Source organism: Megasphaera cerevisiae DSM 20462, assembly GCF_001045675.1.
Classification (GTDB): Bacteria; Bacillota; Negativicutes; order Veillonellales; family Megasphaeraceae; genus Megasphaera; species Megasphaera cerevisiae.
Window position 1 is genome coordinate 15,061 of record NZ_LEKT01000011.1, and the last position, 18,848, is coordinate 33,908.

The 18,848-nt window shown below is 46.5% G+C and carries 19 protein-coding genes; 1 reads left to right on the forward strand and 18 read right to left on the reverse strand.

Annotated features, from left to right (window positions below):
* Positions 1–16 precede the first annotated feature (16 nt).
* From AB840_RS04935 to AB840_RS05015, 17 genes are all read right to left on the reverse strand, one after another.
* Positions 17–748, reverse strand: coding sequence for an LptA/OstA family protein (locus AB840_RS04935; protein ID WP_048513731.1), 732 nt, complete (start codon positions 746–748; stop codon positions 17–19).
* 3 nt (positions 749–751) lie between these two features.
* The gene (lptC, locus tag AB840_RS04940) at positions 752–1,306 is read right to left on the reverse strand and encodes an LPS export ABC transporter periplasmic protein LptC (protein ID WP_048513732.1); all 555 of its coding nucleotides are present in this window, start codon (positions 1,304–1,306) and stop codon (positions 752–754) included.
* On the reverse strand, positions 1,278–2,219 hold the full coding sequence (locus AB840_RS04945) for a lysophospholipid acyltransferase family protein (RefSeq protein WP_048513733.1): 942 nt from the start codon (positions 2,217–2,219) through the stop codon (positions 1,278–1,280). Before AB840_RS04945 ends, lptC begins: the two co-directional genes overlap by 29 nt.
* 20 nt (positions 2,220–2,239) lie before the next feature.
* A complete protein-coding gene (locus tag AB840_RS04950; protein ID WP_048513734.1) occupies positions 2,240–2,773 on the reverse strand; it encodes a KdsC family phosphatase in 534 nt (177 codons plus the stop codon).
* Positions 2,773–3,744 (reverse strand): KpsF/GutQ family sugar-phosphate isomerase, encoded by a 972-nt coding sequence (locus AB840_RS04955; RefSeq protein WP_048513735.1) that lies wholly within the window; start codon positions 3,742–3,744, stop codon positions 2,773–2,775. Before AB840_RS04955 ends, AB840_RS04950 begins: the two co-directional genes overlap by 1 nt.
* Positions 3,745–3,761: 17 nt before the next feature.
* Positions 3,762–4,610 (reverse strand): 3-deoxy-8-phosphooctulonate synthase, encoded by an 849-nt coding sequence (gene kdsA, locus AB840_RS04960; protein WP_048513736.1) that lies wholly within the window; start codon positions 4,608–4,610, stop codon positions 3,762–3,764.
* A 3-nt stretch (positions 4,611–4,613) separates the two neighbouring features.
* Complete coding sequence (gene kdsB / locus AB840_RS04965) at positions 4,614–5,351, reverse strand: 3-deoxy-manno-octulosonate cytidylyltransferase (protein WP_048513737.1); 738 nt, start codon at positions 5,349–5,351, stop codon at positions 4,614–4,616.
* 3 nt (positions 5,352–5,354) lie between these two features.
* Entirely contained in the window at positions 5,355–6,494 is a 1,140-nt protein-coding gene (gene lpxK / locus AB840_RS04970) for a tetraacyldisaccharide 4'-kinase (protein WP_048513738.1), read from the reverse strand.
* 15 nt (positions 6,495–6,509) lie between these two features.
* Positions 6,510–7,814 (reverse strand): 3-deoxy-D-manno-octulosonic acid transferase, encoded by a 1,305-nt coding sequence (locus AB840_RS04975; RefSeq protein ID WP_407657339.1) that lies wholly within the window; start codon positions 7,812–7,814, stop codon positions 6,510–6,512.
* A 23-nt stretch (positions 7,815–7,837) separates the two neighbouring features.
* Complete coding sequence (msbA, locus tag AB840_RS04980; protein ID WP_048513740.1) at positions 7,838–9,598, reverse strand: lipid A export permease/ATP-binding protein MsbA; 1,761 nt, start codon at positions 9,596–9,598, stop codon at positions 7,838–7,840.
* Entirely contained in the window at positions 9,595–10,737 is a 1,143-nt protein-coding gene (lpxB, locus tag AB840_RS04985) for a lipid-A-disaccharide synthase (protein ID WP_048513741.1), read from the reverse strand. Before lpxB ends, msbA begins: the two co-directional genes overlap by 4 nt.
* A 13-nt stretch (positions 10,738–10,750) precedes the next feature.
* A complete protein-coding gene (locus AB840_RS04990; protein ID WP_048513742.1) occupies positions 10,751–11,566 on the reverse strand; it encodes an LpxI family protein in 816 nt (271 codons plus the stop codon).
* 135 nt (positions 11,567–11,701) lie between these two features.
* Entirely contained in the window at positions 11,702–12,514 is an 813-nt protein-coding gene (gene lpxA / locus AB840_RS04995; RefSeq protein ID WP_048513743.1) for an acyl-ACP--UDP-N-acetylglucosamine O-acyltransferase, read from the reverse strand.
* A 197-nt stretch (positions 12,515–12,711) separates the two neighbouring features.
* Positions 12,712–13,158 carry a 3-hydroxyacyl-ACP dehydratase FabZ gene (gene fabZ / locus AB840_RS05000; RefSeq protein ID WP_048513744.1) on the reverse strand — a complete coding sequence of 149 codons (447 nt, stop codon included), beginning with the start codon at positions 13,156–13,158 and terminating at the stop codon, positions 12,712–12,714.
* A 12-nt stretch (positions 13,159–13,170) separates the two neighbouring features.
* Complete coding sequence (lpxC, locus tag AB840_RS05005) at positions 13,171–14,004, reverse strand: UDP-3-O-acyl-N-acetylglucosamine deacetylase (RefSeq protein WP_048513745.1); 834 nt, start codon at positions 14,002–14,004, stop codon at positions 13,171–13,173.
* Between the two features lie 166 nt (positions 14,005–14,170).
* Positions 14,171–15,604 (reverse strand): argininosuccinate lyase, encoded by a 1,434-nt coding sequence (argH, locus tag AB840_RS05010; protein ID WP_048513746.1) that lies wholly within the window; start codon positions 15,602–15,604, stop codon positions 14,171–14,173.
* A 13-nt stretch (positions 15,605–15,617) separates the two neighbouring features.
* The gene (locus AB840_RS05015) at positions 15,618–16,850 is read right to left on the reverse strand and encodes an argininosuccinate synthase (protein WP_048513747.1); all 1,233 of its coding nucleotides are present in this window, start codon (positions 16,848–16,850) and stop codon (positions 15,618–15,620) included.
* Between the two features lie 204 nt (positions 16,851–17,054).
* Here AB840_RS05015 and AB840_RS05020 point away from each other — a divergent pair, with 204 nt between their 5' ends.
* Positions 17,055–17,834, forward strand: coding sequence for a transglycosylase domain-containing protein (locus tag AB840_RS05020; protein WP_048513748.1), 780 nt, complete (start codon positions 17,055–17,057; stop codon positions 17,832–17,834).
* A gap of 113 nt (positions 17,835–17,947) precedes the next feature.
* Here the strand turns inward: AB840_RS05020 and AB840_RS05025 are convergent, their stop codons facing one another.
* Positions 17,948–18,808, reverse strand: coding sequence for an S-layer homology domain-containing protein (locus tag AB840_RS05025; protein WP_053078139.1), 861 nt, complete (start codon positions 18,806–18,808; stop codon positions 17,948–17,950).
* Positions 18,809–18,848 lie beyond the last annotated feature (40 nt).

An 18,848-nucleotide genomic window follows, 5' to 3' on the forward strand; every position in this document is an offset into this window, starting at 1 on the left:
GGTTCCTCTCGTTTCCTTATTCATTGCCCGGAACAATGACAATAGTAGAACGGCTCATCGTTTGGACGGAATTATCTGCCAGACGGATTTGCACATTATTTCCCGTAAGAGAGTTTCCATTCTGCGTCGCATGCACATCCCCGGTCAGGTGAATCACGCCATCATTGCTTCCCGGTGTCTGGTTATATACGGCCTGATTAGCATAGGCAGTTAAGCTATCTGCCGGCGATTCAATATGAACATTTCCGGTGCCTACTGCCTTGATCTGCTTAAACCATGCGCTGATATGATCTGCCCACATCTGAGAACCCTGTGCTTCCAAATATCCATGTCCCGTGACGATACTGTAATCCTGATCAAGGTAATATTCGACCTGATCGCCATTTACCTTCTTATCTCCATAAACACCGCGTACATCGCCTGTCGCTATAACATAGTTTCTATTGGCCGAATGAAGCTTAGATGCAGTCAGATTCATTTCAGGCTGCTGAACCGACACATTGCCCTCCATATCAGCTTCCGCTGTTTTTAAATTATAAATGGCCTTATCACCTGTCATCGTCGCCTGCTCCCGAACAATGACGACATTTCCCGTCGCCGTCGCAACCTGCGTCTTACCGTTATATTCCAACGCATCCGCTGTAGCAGAAACAGCCGGATTGTCGGCCGCAATCGAGCCGGACACGGGCATAAGCATGATACCCATTATGACAGCAACCAATACCTTTTTCCGCAACTGTTGTATCATTTCTTATTCCCCCTTTGTCACTTGTGCATGCCCTGTCAAACTTACCTTATTCAATCCTGAATCTGTTTCAAAGGCATCCGCGCGCAGGGTCGTATTATCATGACGGTTCATAACAACTTTACCGCCTTTAATTACATGCGTATCCATATTATAATACACACTGCCATCAGTCTGCAACGTATCTCCCTTATCAGTTACCGCTTTAACCGGAGGTTGAATCTGGATAGTCTGCTTGGTTTTATCTACAATCCCTTTTTCCGAAGTGACAGTCATTTCCGTCCCGTCGCTGCTGACAAGCAACGCCTTAGGATTAATAAAATACATAATCTGCGTATCCGGATCAATCATGATTTTGTCTGCCGTAAGACGCCAGACCAGATTTCCATCCTTGCTTTCTTCCAGCTCAGAACCCTCAAATTCCACCAGTCGATCGGGATTGACTTCCTGATCCGGTGTTTTGCCCGGATTCATAAACCAATACAATAAGACAGCAAACGCAATAAGGAGGGTCAGTCCTGCCAGCATAGCCTTATGTTTTTTCAGTTGTTGTATGATCACTGCCGTCTGCCTCCGGTTTCTGATGCAATGCAATAATATCTTCGGGTTCCGTACTCCAGCGATGCTGGAACCACAGCCATTCCGTCGGATGTGCTTTAATAAAATTCTCTGTCAATACCGCCATTTTACGAGTCAGTCTTGCAACGTCTTCCTCTTTATTGCCCGTATCTTCATAATACATAATTTCGCCGATAACAACCTTATGATGATGGCGCTCATCATGAATTGCGAAAACAGGTATAATAGGAGATCGAAATTTCCGTGCAAACATGGCAGGTCCTTTAGGTGTAGAAGACATTTTTCCCAAAAAAACTTGTGGAACGCCATGAAATCCACCGTCCTGATCAGCTAAAAAACCTAATATTTTTTTCCGTTTCAGCGCTCGTGCCGCAATGACCATTTCATTTCCGCCGCGGGCAAAGACTTCCAGTCCCATCATTTTACGATTTTCATTCAAAAGACGAGTCACTTGGTCATTAGGCTGTTTTTTGACGATCGTCGTGGTCGGATATCCATATAAGGCCAAAGATGCACCCATCCATTCCCAATTCCCGATATGTCCGGTCAGAACAATAACTCCTTTATTCTGCTGCAGCGCCTCTTCCAGGCGTTCCGGATGATCCAGCGTTACAAAATCAGCAATGTTGTTCGTATTGAGCCGAGGCGTATACAAAATCTCTGCCAAAGATTGCCCCAAATTAGAAAATAACCCGTCAATGATTTGATAGGCCTCCCTTTCACTGCAATGCATCCCACGCATTACATGAAAGACACCGCGCCGCCTCTGCTTTTTAAGAAATATGCCTACAAGGGGGCCTAGTTTGCGTCCCAATGAAATGATGGTAGGGTACGAAAGATGACAAAGAATTTTTTCCAATCCCCGCACCGCATAATACTGCCACTCATTAAACACAATACAGACTCTCCTTTCTCTTATTGATTCATTACAGTTTGACCGCTGAAATAACGGCTGACAACGGCATCCCATGTATTTTGCCGCTTGAGAATATATTCAGCAAATTCACGCAGCGCACCATGACCGCCGGCGTATGACGATATGAAAGCCGCGGCCTGACGCGCTTCGGCGCATCCGTCTGACGGGGTCCCGCCAAGACCGGCCCGAGCAATGAGAGCTGCATCGTTAAGATCATCCCCCATGTAGGCAGCTTCTTCTATCCCAATTCCTAATTTCCGACATATCTGTTCCATCGCAGCAAGCTTACAGGCCGCATTTTGAATGATAATATCAATACAGAGATCGTGAGAACGCTGCTCAACCATCTGCGATTGACGGCCTGTGATAACAGCGGTTTTCAAACCGCCGGCCCGGGCAAGGGATATGCCCATGCCGTCACGGGCTGAAAAACCTTTCAGCATATCGCCGGATGAACCATAATACAAAATACCGTCTGTCAAGACACCGTCTACATCAAATGCCAGGAGCTTGATCGATGCCTGCCGTTCCATCAGACTACTCCCTGCCGCAGCAGATCTGTCAAATGAATCATACCTACTGCCTTATTGTCCTTATCGACAACGGGCAGGACAGTAATAGGACGGGGCTGATTTTTTTCCATAATGTGCAGTGCTTCCGCTGCTAATTTATCATCTGTAATCAATCGCGGGCTTTTGGTCATCATGGCATCTACCGGCCACTGAAGAAAATTAGAGCCCGTTTCCAGGCCGCGGCGTACGTCTCCATCAGTCACCAATCCAATCAAGCCGCCGTTTTCATCAACTACAGAAACAGCTCCGAGCCCTTTTTCGGTCATCATAAACAATGCATCCTGCACGGTACTGTCCTCAGAAATAACAGGATTATCGCTTCCTTTATGCATAACATTTTCCACCGTAAGGAGCAATTTTCGCCCTAACGCACCACCCGGATGAAAAATAGCAAACTGATTTTTCGTAAAATGATGGCACGATAACAACACAACCGCCAAAGCATCTCCCAGAGCCAGCGCTACCGTAGTACTTGTCGTCGGTGCCAGGCCCAAAGGGCAAGCTTCCCGTTCAACAGAAGCATCAAGAATAATATCCGAATTTCTGGCCAGTGTAGAGTTATGATTGCCTACAATAGAAATGAGCTTAGCTCCGATGCGTTTCAGCGACGGAAGAATATTCAAAATTTCCACCGTTTCACCGCTGTTGGAAAAAGCCAGAATAACATCTTCCCCGGTCACCATACCCAGATCACCATGAATACCTTCTGCCGGATGCAGAAAAACAGAAGGAGTTCCCGTGCTGGACAAGGTCGCCGAAACCTTGCGTGCAATATGTCCTGATTTCCCCATGCCCGTGACAATAACGCGGCCCGTGGATTCCATAATCATATTGACGGCATTGACAAAATTCTGATCCAAGGTGGGAATAAGACGTTCAATACCTTTGGCTTCCTGATGCAGCACATCCCTTGCTTCTTCTAATATATCCATTATTTCATTCACCTCTGTTATTCTTTCTCCGTACTGACGCTGTGCAGGGTAATGTCATGAATTGCAATCATATCCCGCAGCACGTCTTCCACCTGGGACAAATACAGCATATTCGGCCCGTCACATAAAGCTTCTGCCGGATTATCATGGACCTCCATAAATACACCGTCAATACCTGCCCCGGCGGCGGCCCGAGCCAACGTACCAATATACTGACGCTGGCCCGACGATTTTGTACCAGCACCTCCGGGGAGTTGGACGCTATGTGTGGCGTCAAATACAACAGGGTATCCAAAGCGCCTCATAATCGGAAAGCCTCTCATATCCACAACCAAATTATGATATCCCAGGGAAAAGCCCCGTTCTGTCAGAATCAAATTTTCATTTCCCACATGTGACATTTTTTCAAGAACATTTTTCATATCAGCCGGTGCCATAAACTGCCCTTTTTTCACATTAATGCACTTTCCCGTTCTCGCCGCTTCCTCCAGCAAATCTGTCTGCCGGCAAAGAAATGCCGGGATCTGGAGTACATCCAAAACTTCCGCCGCCGGCCCGATTTGTTCAATAGAATGAACATCACTGATAACCGGTACGCCTAATTTTTGTTTGATTTCTTTTAAAATACGCAACCCGTCGCGCAAACCCGGTCCGCGGAAAGACTGATACGAGGACCGATTGGCCTTATCATAAGAAGCTTTAAAAATATATGTAACGCCTAGCTTTTCGCAAATCCGCTTCATTTCCTGTCCAATTTTGAGGATGCGGTCAGAGTCTTCGATAACACACGGACCAGCCATAACAAACAATTTTCCATTATTACCGACTGTTGTATTACCAATCTTGACTTGTTTTACTTGTTCCATTCGTTATTCCCCTTTATCTGCAAAATAGTTCCGGATATGCTGCAAATCTTCCGGTGTATCAATTCCAATAAATTGGTGATTTGTTGGTATCACTTTAATCTTATAACCATTTTCCAAAACTCGCAACTGTTCCAACGATTCTACTTTTTCTGCCGGTGTTTGCTCCATGGCAGCATACTGCAAAAGAAATGGCCGCCGATAGGCATATATACCGATATGTTTATATGGCTGTATCCCATTTCCAAAAGAATTACGCGGATAAGGTATGAGTGACCGGGAAAAATACATTGCCTCATTTTTTCTGTTCAGGACAACTTTTACGGCACTGGGATCATTATACTCTTCCTCTGCCAAGGGCGCCGCGACAGTTGCCATAGAAAGGTCCGGATCATCCTCAAACGCCTGACATAAGGCATCAATAACCTCTGGCGCAATAAGCGGTTCATCTCCCTGTACATTAACGATAACATCAGCATCAGAAAAATGTAAAACGGCCTCTGCCAGACGATCTGTGCCATTGGCATGATCCTCACGGGTCATGACGGCATGCCCGCCGAATGTGATAACCACATCATACACCATTGGATTATCAACTGCCGCAACAACCTGTTCCAGCTTGCGGGCCTTTGATGCTTGTTCATATACGCGCTGTATCATCGGTTTGCCCGCAATATCCGCCAGCGGTTTGCCGGGAAGGCGTGTAGATGCATAGCGAGACGGAATAATACATATAAATTTCATGATTCATCCTCCCAATATATCTTGTAATATCTTTTCTATACCGTCGTTTCCTTTAACGATATCCATTTCTATTCCCAATACATATAACGGCAGACGGCAGTCTTCTATATACGCTGCCGGCAGTTTAACAGCATCTTTTTCCGTCGTAATAAGTATAGCGTCAGCTGCCGCCGCTTTGTCTGCCATCGCGGCTACATCTGCCTCCGTATAACTGTAGTGATCATCGTAACGAATCGAACCGACGAGTTGGCAGCCAAAGGTTTGAATGGTATGCTCAAATGAGTCGGGATTTCCCAATGCGGAGACGGCAATAGCCTCCTGTCCTTTCGGGAAATACCGCGGAGTTCGGTCTGCGGCCTCCATACAATGCCACTGCGCAAAGGGAACACACCAGGCTGGCTTGTGAATCGCTTCGGCAATAGGAGCTGAAGCATTATAGCATCGGAGCACCTCATAAATATGGTCTATCGTAATCCGATCCGCCTGGTCGGTCTTCGTAATAATAAATAAATCAGCTCGATTCAAATGCTCCAAAGGCTCCCGCAATATTCCCCTCGGCAGAACATTACCGCTGCCAAAAGGATTGGTTCCATCAATAAGGACGATATCCAAATCACGGTGCAGCTGCCAATATTGAAATCCATCGTCAAGAATCAGAACCTGCGACTGGAAATCATCAATGGCGATCCGACCGCTCCGCGCCCGATCCCGTCCCACAAGGACCGGAATTCCCAACAAGATCCGTGCCATAAGACAGGCCTCATCGCCACCCTCCCGGGCCGACAGGAAAACATGGCTGCCATCAGACATAACAGAAGTATCCTGCTCCCGCTGAGAACGATATCCCCGATTCAATACGGCCACACGAACCCCTGTGGCATAAAGACGCCGGGCTATCATGCATACCGCAGGCGTCTTACCCGTCCCACCTACGGTAATATTTCCCACACTGATAACCTTGGCCCCCAGGAGAACCTGACGCTCCGGATGATTTTGATATGACAGGCAGTTGCGATTGATCCCTATCCGATACAGGACAGAGAGCCATTCCAATATCCGGAGCGCGGTCCGGTCCCAGCCCGACTTAGGTCCGGGCTGCATCAGATAATTAAAATATGCTGCAGTCCTGGTACGAAACGACATGCTTATTCATCTCCGCTAATATAATTCATTCAATAACCGCTGCAGTTCTTCCAGGTTTTTTTTTGTCGCCCCTTGATTCTCCTGCACGACTTCGATACAGCTGCGCATCATTTGTTCCGCCCGTTTCTTATGTACCAGAATATCCAAACACGTACTAATAAATTCAGTTTCATTCCGGACCATGGCGCAGGCGCCGCGACGGCTGAGAAGGTCAAATATTTCAACAAAATTAAACATATTCGGCCCGACGACAATTGGCTTGCCGTGCGCTGCCGGTTCCAAAATATTATGACCGCCGATGTGCGCCAGACTCCCGCCCACAAAAATAAGATCTCCCAGACTGTATACCCGTCCCAATTCACCAATCGTATCGAGGATAACACCGTCATAAGATGGCGAAACTATTTTTCCAGCCTTCATATCACTTCGCTTGACCATAGATACCTTATGATTGAGACCTTCATCACGTATAAGATCAGCCTGGTAAATATAGCGTGGCGCTATAATAAGGCGAGCCTTGGGAAATTCCCTGCGAATAGTGCAGAAGGCCTTATAAACAGAGCTATTTTCGCCCTTATGCGTGCTTCCGGCGATCATGATCGGATAGGTTCCCTCCGCAAACCCCAATTCGTGGAGAAAACGCTTTTTTTCTTCCTCCGTAACAATGCCGTAGGTCTGATCATATTTTGTATTTCCAGTTACGATGACCTTATTGGGATCTGCCCCGATATCAATAATATACTGCGCATCAATCCGGCTCTGCATACAAAAAATACGAATCGTGGACAAGACACGGCGTGTAAAAAAGGTGATCAGGCGATATCTCACGGCACTGCGCTGGCTGATTCGTCCGTTCATCATCATAACGGGAATCTGTTTATTGTCGGCAATACGCAGAAAATTAGGCCAGATTTCCGTTTCCACAAGAACAATGATCTTGGGTTTGACAATACTCAATATCCGGTTGGTGAAATACGGAAGATCTAAGGGGAAATATAAAATCCCATCGGCACCTTTAATGATTTGATGGGCCATACGGAATCCCGTCGCCGTAACGACAGATACGATGATGACCTCATTGGGATGCGTTTTACGCATTTCCCGGACAATCGGACTTGCGGCCACAATCTCGCCAACTGATGCGGCATGGACCCAAATAGCATGGCGATCCGATATTTTTCTTTTTAAATCATCAGGCAAATAGCCGATGCTCTGTTTGATTCTCTGATAAAAGCCTTCCTCTTTAAACAGGCGGTAAATCAGCATAGGAATCAAGGCAGCCCAATACATCAACAACAATATATTGTACATCCAATACATCGAACTTACCTTCAAATTAATTTTCATGTATTCCGCCCTTCCGATTTATCTTTAAACTGAACAGCATACAGATTAGCATATAAACCATGCTGTGCCAACAGTTCTTTATGGGTTCCTTCTTCAACAATATGACCGTGATCAATAACGACAATATGATCAGCATTTCGTACTGTACTCAGCCTATGCGCAATGACGACTGCAGTCCTGCCTTCCATCAGACGGTCCAAAGCCGCCTGCACTATTTTTTCACTCTCCGTATCCAGCGCGGACGTCGCTTCGTCCAAGATTAAAATACGGGGGTTTTTCAAAATAGCGCGGGCAATAGCAATGCGCTGGCGCTGTCCGCCGGAAAGAGCACTGCCTCTGTCACCAACAACCGCATCATATCCGCCGGGCAATTCCAGTATAAATTCATGAGCATTAGCAGCTTCGGCAGCCGCAACAATCTCTTCCTCACTGGCATCCAGCCGGCCATACAAAATATTTTCCCGTATGGTCGCATTAAAAAGCAGAGTTTCCTGCGGTACCAGCCCGATCTGCTGACGCAGAGAGGCAAAGGTCACATCACGAACATCAGTACCATCAATCGTCAGACTGCCGCTGTTCACATCATAAAAACGAGGCAGCAGATTGGCCACTGTCGATTTTCCGGCACCGCTCGGTCCCACCAGCGCCACAACCTGTCCGGGCTTGATAGCCAAATTAAAATGAGTCAATGCCGGATGCTCTTCATCATATGAAAAGGACACTTCATGAAACGTAATATTCCCTTTGACGAAAGGAAGCGTCACAGCATCGTTCTTTTCTTTTACATCCGATTCCGTGTCCAATGTATCAAAGACACGATCCGCAGCCGCCAGAGATTTTTGGATTTCACCATAAATTTCACTGATACGCCGCACCGGATTAGCCAAATTGATAGCATAAATCAAAAACGCAATCAACGCGCCGGCGGTCATATCACCATTAATAACACTGATCCCTCCATACCAGATAATCGCTGTCACGGCAATAGCGGCAAAAAACTGTATAAATGGGGTCAGCAGAGACGTCAGTTTAGTTGTCTGCATGAGCGCCCAGAAGTTATTATCATTTTGTACGAGAAATCGTTTAATTTCGTAATCTTCACGGTTAAAGGAGCGAATAATGCGGATACCTGAAATAGACTCTTCCAATAAGGTCGTAATATCAGCCAGTTTCCCCTGAACCTCATGCCCGGCCAAGCGCAGGCGGCTGCCAAAAAAATTAATTGTAAAGATGACCAGCGGTACAATCACCAATGTCAGCAGTGTCAGTCTCCAATATAAAAACAGCATGGAGACGAGCGACCCAATCAAAATGACCGCTTCCTGAACAAACGAAATAAGATTTCCGGCAATTGCCGTCTGCAGTGCAGTAACATCATTGGTCAGATTACTCATAATATTGCCGGTTTTGCGCCGGTCAAAGTAAGATAACGACAATACCTGCAAATGACGATACAGCTTTTCGCGTATATCATTGACAATTTTCTGCCCGACATAGCTCATCAGATACCGCTGCCCGAAATAAAAGAATCCCCGCAGCAAAAACAGTATCAAGATGCCGATGACAATCAGGTTGAGTGTATAAATATCTTTATTTGCCAATACCTTGTCGATGACATCTTTAATAAGCCACGGTACGACAACATTACTCGCACCGGAAAACGCCATACAGATAACGGCTATGACAAGACGTTTTTTGTAGGGTTTGATAAACATCAACAACCGTTTATAACTTTGTAAACTATTATATTGCGTCATTCAGCATGTTTCTCCTTAACGAAATGTAGTATAGCTGTGGCTGTACGGTCAATACTGCCGCTTTCTCCCATAGTCCGGCGCACTGCCGTCATAGCGTCACTCAGCTCCCGATGCCGCTTGACATCTGTCAGCATAGGTATGACGATCTGGGCTATGTGTTCCGCTGTTACGGCATTCTGCCATAATTCCGGCATAATACGCCGTCCCATAATAATATTGGGCAATCCAATATTATCTATATGCACCAGCACTTTAGACAAAGCATAGGTCAAGGCACTGACCCGGTAAATCAAAAGTGTCGGAAGCTCCATAAGAGCCGTTTCTAATGTTGCGGTCCCGGATGCGGCAATAGCTGCCGTACTGAGATTCATCATATCATATACATGATTCTCCCCGATGGTAACCGGAACATCGGCAGCTCGTATCATCCGATCCAGCACAGCCCGATCAATTGTCGAAGCCTTCGGCAGGATAAATTGCACCTCCGGCACCTGCTTGACAATTAATTTTGCCGCTGCCAGCATACACGGCAGAAGCCCCATCACCTCCTGCACACGGCTGCCCGGCATGAGAAGTACCGTTTTCTTTTGTCGTTCCAAGCCAAAAAAGGAAAGTGCCTCTTCTCTGCCCATGTCCGGCCGAACAGCATCCAGGAGCGGATGACCCGTATAAATGACATTCGTACCGATCTTTTTATATAGTTCTGCCTCAAATGGAAACAGCGCAATCGCCAGATCCGTATATGCCGCAATAACCTTGCCCCTGCTTTTATGCCAGGCCCAAATGGTCGGCAGAATGTAATATATAACAGGAATGCCTGCTTCCTTGGCTTTTTTTATAAGCCGCATATTGAATCCGGGATAATCAATACATACAAGAGCATCCGGCTTTTCCTTCTCCATCGTCTGCAGGAGAAAATTGCGGAGACGAAAAAAAAATGGAATTTTTCGCAGTATTTCCCCAATGCCAATAACACCCAGATTTTGAATATCGTAAACGATGCGCACACCGGCACGCTGCATAAGTGTGCCGCCCATACCAATAAGTTCGATTTTCGGATCAGCCTGGCGCAGCGCTCTGGCCAAATTGGCACCATGCATGTCACCCGACGCTTCTCCGGCTGAAAACATAATTTTCATAGATACTCCTATATCAAAAAGTCTTATCCACAGCACAAATGCAGATATGGTGTGCTTCGGCCAGTTCCAATACATCCCGCTGCTCGACAAATAAGGTTCTCCCTGCTTCCACCGCCAGAACCGAACATTGACTTTCAATCATAGATTCTACCGTCGTCCGGCCGACGGCCGGCACATCAAAGCGAACGTCCTGATTGGGTTTAGCTACCTTCACGACAACAGCACCGCTTCTTCCCAGTGCGCCGCCGCGTCGTATGCAGGCATCGGTTCCCTCAATGGCCTCTACCGCCATGACAGCCTGATGCTTGACAACAACAGTTTGACCAATATCCATCCCGCCGATGGCCTTTGCCGCAGCAAACCCAAAACGAATATCATTCTCTTCTTCTGCCGTAGGTTTTCGTTTCGTCAAAACACCTGCTGCCGGCATAAGAGGCCGTAAATACAACGTCTGATCAACCACCTCGATACCGTCTTTTGCCAGCTCCTCGACAATAGCCAGCATAATCGTATCATCCTTGCGGTTTCGCAATCTGGCCAGCAGCTTCAATGCCCGTAAATCCGGAACCTTCAAGCCTTTAAATAATATTTCCTTCGTAACCTTACCAATCATCGTGACCTTAGAAACACCTTCCCGCCTCATGGTCTTGATGATCTTATCCAGCTTTGCCACATTAATGTCATAATATGCATCCGCTTCTGCGGCAAGCTCCGGCGCCGCCTCATTGACTACTGCAACGACAACGACGGCATGTCCCGTTTTTTTTGCAGCACGCATAAATTCCACAGGTAAATAACCAATGCCGGCAAGTAATCCGATTTTTTCCATTACCAATCACCCTTAAAAAAAGAATAGAAATTACTCATCTTTATATTATACAAAAAAACAGGACGCATGTCAGTATACCACGCCCATATACACAAAAAAAGAGGCGAGAACGGCTCGCCTCCCCTTTATGCAGCATTACTCTTTTGTACCTCTGCAAATTCCTCGATCTGCATTGCGGAGAAAACGCAGAAAATGTTCTACTTCTTCCGAGCTGTCCAGCTCCTGCTCCATTTCAGCAATAGCCTGACGCAGATTCAAGCCCGAACGATACAACAGGCGAAACGCTTTTTTCAATTCTCGCCGCACTTCTTCGGATACGCCGGCCCGGGACAATCCTACGCTGTTCAAACCGACACAGCGTGCCGGCTGTCCATCAGCAATAACAAAGGGGGGAATATCCTGGACGACTTTAGCCAAGCCGCCAATCATACAATTACGTCCCAGCTTGACAAATTGATGAACACCCGCGATACCGCCAATAACCACGCGGTCTTCCACAATGACATGACCAGCAAGACCAGCGCAATTGCTCATAATGACATTATTTCCAACTATGCAGTTATGGGCAATATGAGTACTCGCCTGAAACAAGCAGTCATTGCCAATACGCGTTTCCTCTCCCTCTCCAGTGGCCCGGCTGACGGTCACATATTCACGAAAGATGGAACGATCGCCAATAATTACAAAGCTTTTTTCACCGGTAAACTTCAAATCCTGCGGTTCTGATCCAATGGATGCACATGGAAAAAACCGGCAGTATTCGCCGATCGTTGTCCAGCCGTCAATAGTGACATGAGACATGATTTCTGTGCCTTCCCCAATAGTCACATTGGGCCCGATCACTGCATACGGTCCGATCTTTACGTTGGGGCCAATTTTTGCCTGTGGATCTATAATAGCCGTTGGATGTATCACGCTTTGCAGCATGCTGCCTTTTTCCTCGGTCATTAAAGTCACTCCTCGCTTTCCTGCCCTTACACGGACAAGCGCCTAAATTAAAAACAGTAAAAAATTCAGTATTGCTATTACATTCGTATCGAATAAGACAAAATATACATGCTGAATTTCCATGAAATCAGCATGTTATATTTCATATTTTCATTTTTTCTCTTTTTTTCTCATAAAAACAGCCTAAATTCTTCTATTTATTTTCTGGGTTTTTGTCCCGGCATAAGAGCAAACAAATATTCCCCTTCGGCACAAAGCATATCTCCGATATGACACTGCGCTTTCACCTTTCCCATACGGCCCTTGATTTTTTCAATATCGGCACGCATGACAACTTGATCACCAGGGCGGACAGGGTGCCGGAACCGAAGCTTGTCGATACCGGTAAAATACGGAATAAGGCCGCGATTTTCCTCCGGATACAGTAATGCGACACCCCCCACCTGTGCCATAGCCTCTGCCAAAAGCACACCGGGCATAACGGGCTGTCCTGGGAAATGTCCCTGAAAAAATAATTCGTCAAATGTTGCATTCTTAATGCCTACAGCATACTTCATAGGTTCCAGCTCAATAATGCGGTCTACCAGCAGCATCGGGTACCGATGTGGCAAAATTTCCATAATATCCGTTACTTCCAAAGTCATTCTAATTCCTCCTTAACGAAATTCCTCGATGATTTTGTGTGTCAGCAGATTATTCAGTTTATGGCTTGATTTAACAGCAATCACATGCCCCTGCAACTGCCCGCCTACTAATGACAAGTCACCAATAACGTCCAACACCTTATGCCGGACTAATTCATCTGTTATGCGCAGGTTGGACAAGCATGACGTTTTATCGTAAACGACGACATTTTCAATCGTGCCGCCTTTACCGAGACCCATTTTTTTCAGCATTTCCAATTCTTCCGTAAAAGCAATCGTACGTGCAAAGGCGATTTCCTTTATATAATTCTGTTCAGTTATTTCTGTATCAAAAAACTGGACTCCCAGCATAGGATGCGGATTGATAGACGTAAACGTAATACGAAACCCATCATAAGGAATAATAGCTATAAATTTATCGTCTTCCTGAACAAGGTGCTGTTTTCGCACTGCCAGCATCCGCTTCGGCGCTGTCAATCGCTGCACGCCGGCTTTTTCTATAAGCCGCACAAAGGGCAGGCTGCTGCCATCAGCAACCGGCGGTTCGGCAGAATCCATTTCGACAATACAATTATCGATGCGGAGACCACAAAATGCTGACAGTACATGTTCTACCGTAAACACCTTGGCTTCCTTATTTTCAAGAGTCGTAGCTCTCATCGTATTGGTAACATACGATAAATGTGCCTGTACCGACGGGCGTCCTGGTAAATCCGTTCTGACAAAAACAATGCCAGTATCGGCCGGAGCCGGGCGCAATACCATATGAACTTCATTCGCGGCATGTAAACCAATCCCACTATAAGAGACAGAGCCTGCCAGTGTGGTTTGTGCCACATTCAACATAGGTATGCCCCTCCTTTCTTGTTTCTTCATAAAAATATTCTCATACTGGTTTATTATACCTTATTTACAGCTTCATTGCCAATAAAACATACAGAAGGCCGGTATATGCTAAGTTAGTAAACATATAAAAATCCGTTATGCATCCACATAACGGATTTTTAGCCGCTTATTTTAAAACTTCATAAACGGCAGATACAGCAGTATCCCACTTTGTTATTTGTTTCTCTTCTTCGACTACAGCCGCCGTTCCTGCATGGCACTGACGCTGAACGGAAGCCGGCGATGTACCATTATATGTATTACGCTGCCGCACACAAGTCTCAATATTCAGATAATGATGAATATCTTCAGAAAACAAGGGACTCATGCCCTGCAGCTCGTCCAATGTAAGCTGCTGCAGTACTTTTCCCTGCTCAATGCAGTAGTGGACCGCTTTACCGACAACGGCATGCGCCTCCCGAAAGGGCAGCCCCTTCTTGGCCAGGTAATCGGCCATATCTGTCGCATTGGAAAAGTCACATTCCAGCACATCCCGCATACGCTGACCATTGACCGTCATTTTATTGATCATCGCCGCATAAATAGTCAGAGCAAACTTCAAATTGTCAATGGCATCAAAAACGCCTTCCTTATCTTCCTGCATGTCCTTGTCATAAGCCATGGGAATCCCTTTCATCATCGTCAGAACACCCATGAGATGACCATAGAACCTACCCGTTTTTCCGCGGACAAGCTCGCAAATATCCGGATTTTTTTTCTGCGGCATAATAGACGAACCGGTACAGTGCGAGTCGTCCAGTTCAATAAATTTGAATTCCGAGGAAGACCACAAGATAAACTCCTCAGACAAACGGCTCAAATGCATCATAAGAACCGCAGCAAATTCCAGAAAGGCGATAATATAATCCCGATCGCTGACGGCATCCAGACTGTTATCATATATCTTGCCAAAATGCAGCAGTTCAGCAACAAAAGGCTGATCCAGCGGATATGTCGTACCAGCCAGCGCGCCGGCACCCAGCGGCATTCTGTCCGCCATATCCCAAGCATACTGCAAATGAATAAAATCACGGGACAACATAGAAAAATACGCCATCATATGATGACTGAACAGGATAGGCTGTGCCCGCTGCAAATGTGTATATCCGGGCATAATAACATCACTGTACCTTTTCGCAGCCGTTATCATCGCCTGCTGGAGCTGCATGAGCAGTCTGGCAACCGCCGCGATTTCCCGGCGGATGTACAGATGCGTATCGAGTGCGACCTGATCATTGCGGCTGCGTCCCGTATGGAGACGCTTTCCGGCCTCACCGATAGCATCGGTAAGGCGCTTTTCCACATTCATGTGGATATCCTCCAGCTCTACGGAAAATTCAAACTCTCCCTGCTCGATCTGTCCGTAAATCTTTTTCAAGCCTTCTACGATCGCATTCGCATCCGCTGCCGAAAGAATACCCTGCCGGGACAGCATCGTCGCATGGGCAATGCTGCCACAAATATCCTCTGCATACATGCGGCAATCAAATTGAATGGATGCGTTGAATTCTTCTACACTTTTATCAGTGGCCTTGGTGAATCGGCCGCCCCATAATTTCATGATAAACCGCTCCTTATTTTCCCGCTTTTTCTACATGCTGTTTCATGAGAGCCCGCATTTTGAGGGGCAGGCCAAACAAATTGATAAAGCCTTCGGCATCGGTCTGGTCATATACATCATCTTCCCCAAAGGTAACAAATTCTTCATTATACAAGGAGTATGGGGAGATAGAACCGGCGCTGACGATATTTCCCTTGTACAGCTTCATTTTGACAGTGCCGGTCACAGTCTGCTGCGTTTCATTTACAAATGCATCAAGTGCTTCGCGGAGGGGCGAGAACCATTTGCCATCATACACAAGTTCAGCATATTCGTTGGCAATATTTTCCTTATAATGGAATGTATCTCTATCCAGGCAGAGGTATTCCAATTCACGATGGGCATACACAAGGATCGCACCGCCCGGATTTTCATAAATGCCGCGGCTCTTCATGCCAACCAAACGGTTTTCCACGATATCGACAATGCCGATGCCATTTTTAGCTCCGATTTTGTTCAGCGCTGTAATGAGTTCTACGGCATCCATTTTTTTGCCGTTTACAGCCACGGGATTTCCCTTTTCAAAATCGACAGTAACATATTCGGGTGTATCCGGAGCCTGTTCTGGCGGTGTCGTGACCATATATACCATATTCTTCGGGGCGTTGGCAGGATTTTCCAAATCATCACCTTCATGGCTCAGATGCCAGATATTCCAGTCCATGCTGTAAGGATACGGATTTTCTTCTGATTTATAATCAATAGGCACGTTATGTGCTTCTGCATATTTGAGCTCATCTTCACGGGATTTCAGATCCCACATTCTCCACGGTGCAATCAGCGTAATTTCCGGAGCCAGTGCCTTGACAGTCAACTCAAACCGAACCTGATCGTTTCCCTTGCCGGTAGCGCCATGAGCAATTGCGTCGGCGCCTTCCTTCTTGGCAATATCCACAAGCTTTTTGGAAATAAGCGGACGGGCAAAAGATGTACCCAGCAGGTATTTACCTTCATACACTGCGCCGGCCTTGACGGTAGGCCATACATAGTCTTCCAGAAATTCTTTCTTGATGTCCATAACATACACTTTAGAAGCGCCAGACGCATATGCCTTTTTTTCAATCGCCGCAAAGTCATCAGGCTGTCCTACATCCGCACAGGCAGCAATAACTTCGGCCCCTTTATAATTTTCTTTTAACCACGGAATAATAACAGATGTATCCAATCCGCCGGAATATGCTAATACAATTTTTTTTATGGTACTCATCACAATATCCTCCTCTATGCAGTATAAGCAACTAAACTTACCTCATAACTGTCTACGGTTGATAGTATACACCTTTATGGAATAATATGCAAGTATAATGCATAAAATTTGCTAACATTTTTTTAACAAGCTTCCTTTAATCGTATTGTTTAATATAAAAAATGTAAAAAATATGATACAATAATACTGCATACAGGAGGACCTATGAAGAAAAAATATCTTTTCATCTTTTTGCTCGCCTTTGCCGCCTGTGCCTCATGGAATATCCTTACAGACACATCGAAACCCGCAAAGCCAGCTGCCGCAGCATCCTGGACAGAAAAAGTCTCCGGCTGGATACCGTCTGCCGGCACAGCAAAGCAAAAGCTATATCCGTACCTTCACTTCCGCGAAGCAATAAATGAAAAAATCAAAGCCATGCCGATGTACGTTTCTATCAGCGTCATTCCCCGTCCAATGCAGCAGGCCGTCATTGCCACTGAAGACCGGCGATTTTACGAACACGGGGCCATAGATCCCATCGGTATCATGCGTGCTATGATGGTAAACTTCAACTCTGGCGAAACCTTAGAAGGTGGCAGTACCATCAGTCAGCAGGTCGTCAAAAATGTGTTTTTATCACATGAGCGAACGCTGACGCGAAAAATCCAGGAGCTTGTCCTGTCCATTTTACTGGAACGAAACTACACCAAGGATGAAATACTGGAAATCTACCTGAATTCGGCTTACTTCGGCGCCAATGCCACCGGTATAGAAGACGCCTGCCGCATTTACTATGGCATCCCCTGCGATAAGCTTACTCTGGCCCAATCCTCTATGCTGGCCGGATTGCTGCAAGCCCCGACCTATTATAATCCCCTGGAAAATTATACGGCCGCCCGCCGGCGTCAGCAAGTCGTGCTGGCCCTCATGGCCGAACAAAACTATATTACGCAGCGTGACGCGACTCGTGCCTACCATGAAGACCTTCACCTGCAAAAATAAACACAGCATGCCCTATATTAATGAAACCATATAGGGCATGCTGTGTTTTATAATGCAGACCTGCTTTTTACAAACAAGTGCCGTTTTCTATTATGCATATATGGCGGTGCAATTTATTGATTGACCCGGATCCGCTCAATCGCCGGATTGCCTTCTTTATCTTTGGCAATCACGTCAATGCGGATATGCTTCAGTTCCGGCTTGAATTCGCTGATCAGACGAGCATTGACGTCTGTCCCTTTCTGAAGAGCCCGATGCACAATCTGAGCAAATTCATAACGGGTCATCGACCGGCTGCCGCCAAAGGTTCCATCGGGATAGCCTTCCACCAGGCCATTCTTTGCCATAGCCTGTACAGCTTCGTACGCCCAGTGATTTTCCGGCACATCCGGGAACATTTGAGCTTGATCGACTGGTAACGCCTGTCCGGCGCCGACCAGTGCATTGACCAAAGCCGTCAATTTCCGGATCTGTTCATCTTGTTTGGCCACGACAGTACGGACTTCCTTCAATTCTTTTGCCATAGCGACACGGGACGTGGAAACACCATTACCCTGCCCGAGTTTGAAGGATAGGCCGGCATTAACCATATTTTCCCCATTGCCAAAGCTGCCGCCCACATTAAACATCGTATCTTCATTCGGCCGGTAATACGCCCCCACAGCCACCGCATTGGCGCCGGCATAATTGCCGTATCCTGCCGCGAAATCCCATTTGTCATCGGGATCGAAATCCAGCGGATGCAGCGCTGCCAAGGCTGCCGCCCCGGCACCGACCTTATTCACGCGGCGGTCCAGTTTACGGATAGAACCGCCCAGCATATTAATGCTCTGGCTATTATTTATGACCGCTATATCCGTCGCGTAGAGTTGACTGCCGTTGGTTTCCGTTACTAATTGTTTGCTGGTCTCCCAAATTCCAATCTGTACTTTCATTATACAAAAACGCCGCATACTGCCATTTTTCCGTCGCACCGGCGCCTCCCAGTATCATTCCGCAGGCAACACATACGGC

What these genes read in the sequence shown, in the direction of transcription:
- AB840_RS04935 (WP_048513731.1), bottom strand. Translation starts at nt 748, where the DNA reads ATGATACAACAGTTGCGGAAAAAGGTATTGGTTGCTGTCATAATGGGT.
- AB840_RS04950 (WP_048513734.1), bottom strand. Translation starts at nt 2,773, where the DNA reads ATGGAACGGCAGGCATCGATCAAGCTCCTGGCATTTGATGTAGACGGT.
- AB840_RS04955 (WP_048513735.1), bottom strand. Translation starts at nt 3,744, where the DNA reads ATGGATATATTAGAAGAAGCAAGGGATGTGCTGCATCAGGAAGCCAAA.
- kdsA (WP_048513736.1), bottom strand. Translation starts at nt 4,610, where the DNA reads ATGGAACAAGTAAAACAAGTCAAGATTGGTAATACAACAGTCGGTAAT.
- kdsB (WP_048513737.1), bottom strand. Translation starts at nt 5,351, where the DNA reads ATGAAATTTATATGTATTATTCCGTCTCGCTATGCATCTACACGCCTT.
- lpxK (WP_048513738.1), bottom strand. Translation starts at nt 6,494, where the DNA reads ATGTCGTTTCGTACCAGGACTGCAGCATATTTTAATTATCTGATGCAG.
- AB840_RS04975 (WP_407657339.1), bottom strand. Translation starts at nt 7,814, where the DNA reads ATGTATTGGATGTACAATATATTGTTGTTGATGTATTGGGCTGCCTTG.
- msbA (WP_048513740.1), bottom strand. Translation starts at nt 9,598, where the DNA reads ATGACGCAATATAATAGTTTACAAAGTTATAAACGGTTGTTGATGTTT.
- lpxB (WP_048513741.1), bottom strand. Translation starts at nt 10,737, where the DNA reads ATGAAAATTATGTTTTCAGCCGGAGAAGCGTCGGGTGACATGCATGGT.
- AB840_RS04990 (WP_048513742.1), bottom strand. Translation starts at nt 11,566, where the DNA reads ATGGAAAAAATCGGATTACTTGCCGGCATTGGTTATTTACCTGTGGAA.
- lpxA (WP_048513743.1), bottom strand. Translation starts at nt 12,514, where the DNA reads ATGACCGAGGAAAAAGGCAGCATGCTGCAAAGCGTGATACATCCAACG.
- fabZ (WP_048513744.1), bottom strand. Translation starts at nt 13,158, where the DNA reads ATGACTTTGGAAGTAACGGATATTATGGAAATTTTGCCACATCGGTAC.
- lpxC (WP_048513745.1), bottom strand. Translation starts at nt 14,004, where the DNA reads ATGTTGAATGTGGCACAAACCACACTGGCAGGCTCTGTCTCTTATAGT.
- argH (WP_048513746.1), bottom strand. Translation starts at nt 15,604, where the DNA reads ATGAAATTATGGGGCGGCCGATTCACCAAGGCCACTGATAAAAGTGTA.
- AB840_RS05015 (WP_048513747.1), bottom strand. Translation starts at nt 16,850, where the DNA reads ATGAGTACCATAAAAAAAATTGTATTAGCATATTCCGGCGGATTGGAT.
- AB840_RS05020 (WP_048513748.1), top strand. Translation starts at nt 17,055, where the DNA reads ATGAAGAAAAAATATCTTTTCATCTTTTTGCTCGCCTTTGCCGCCTGT.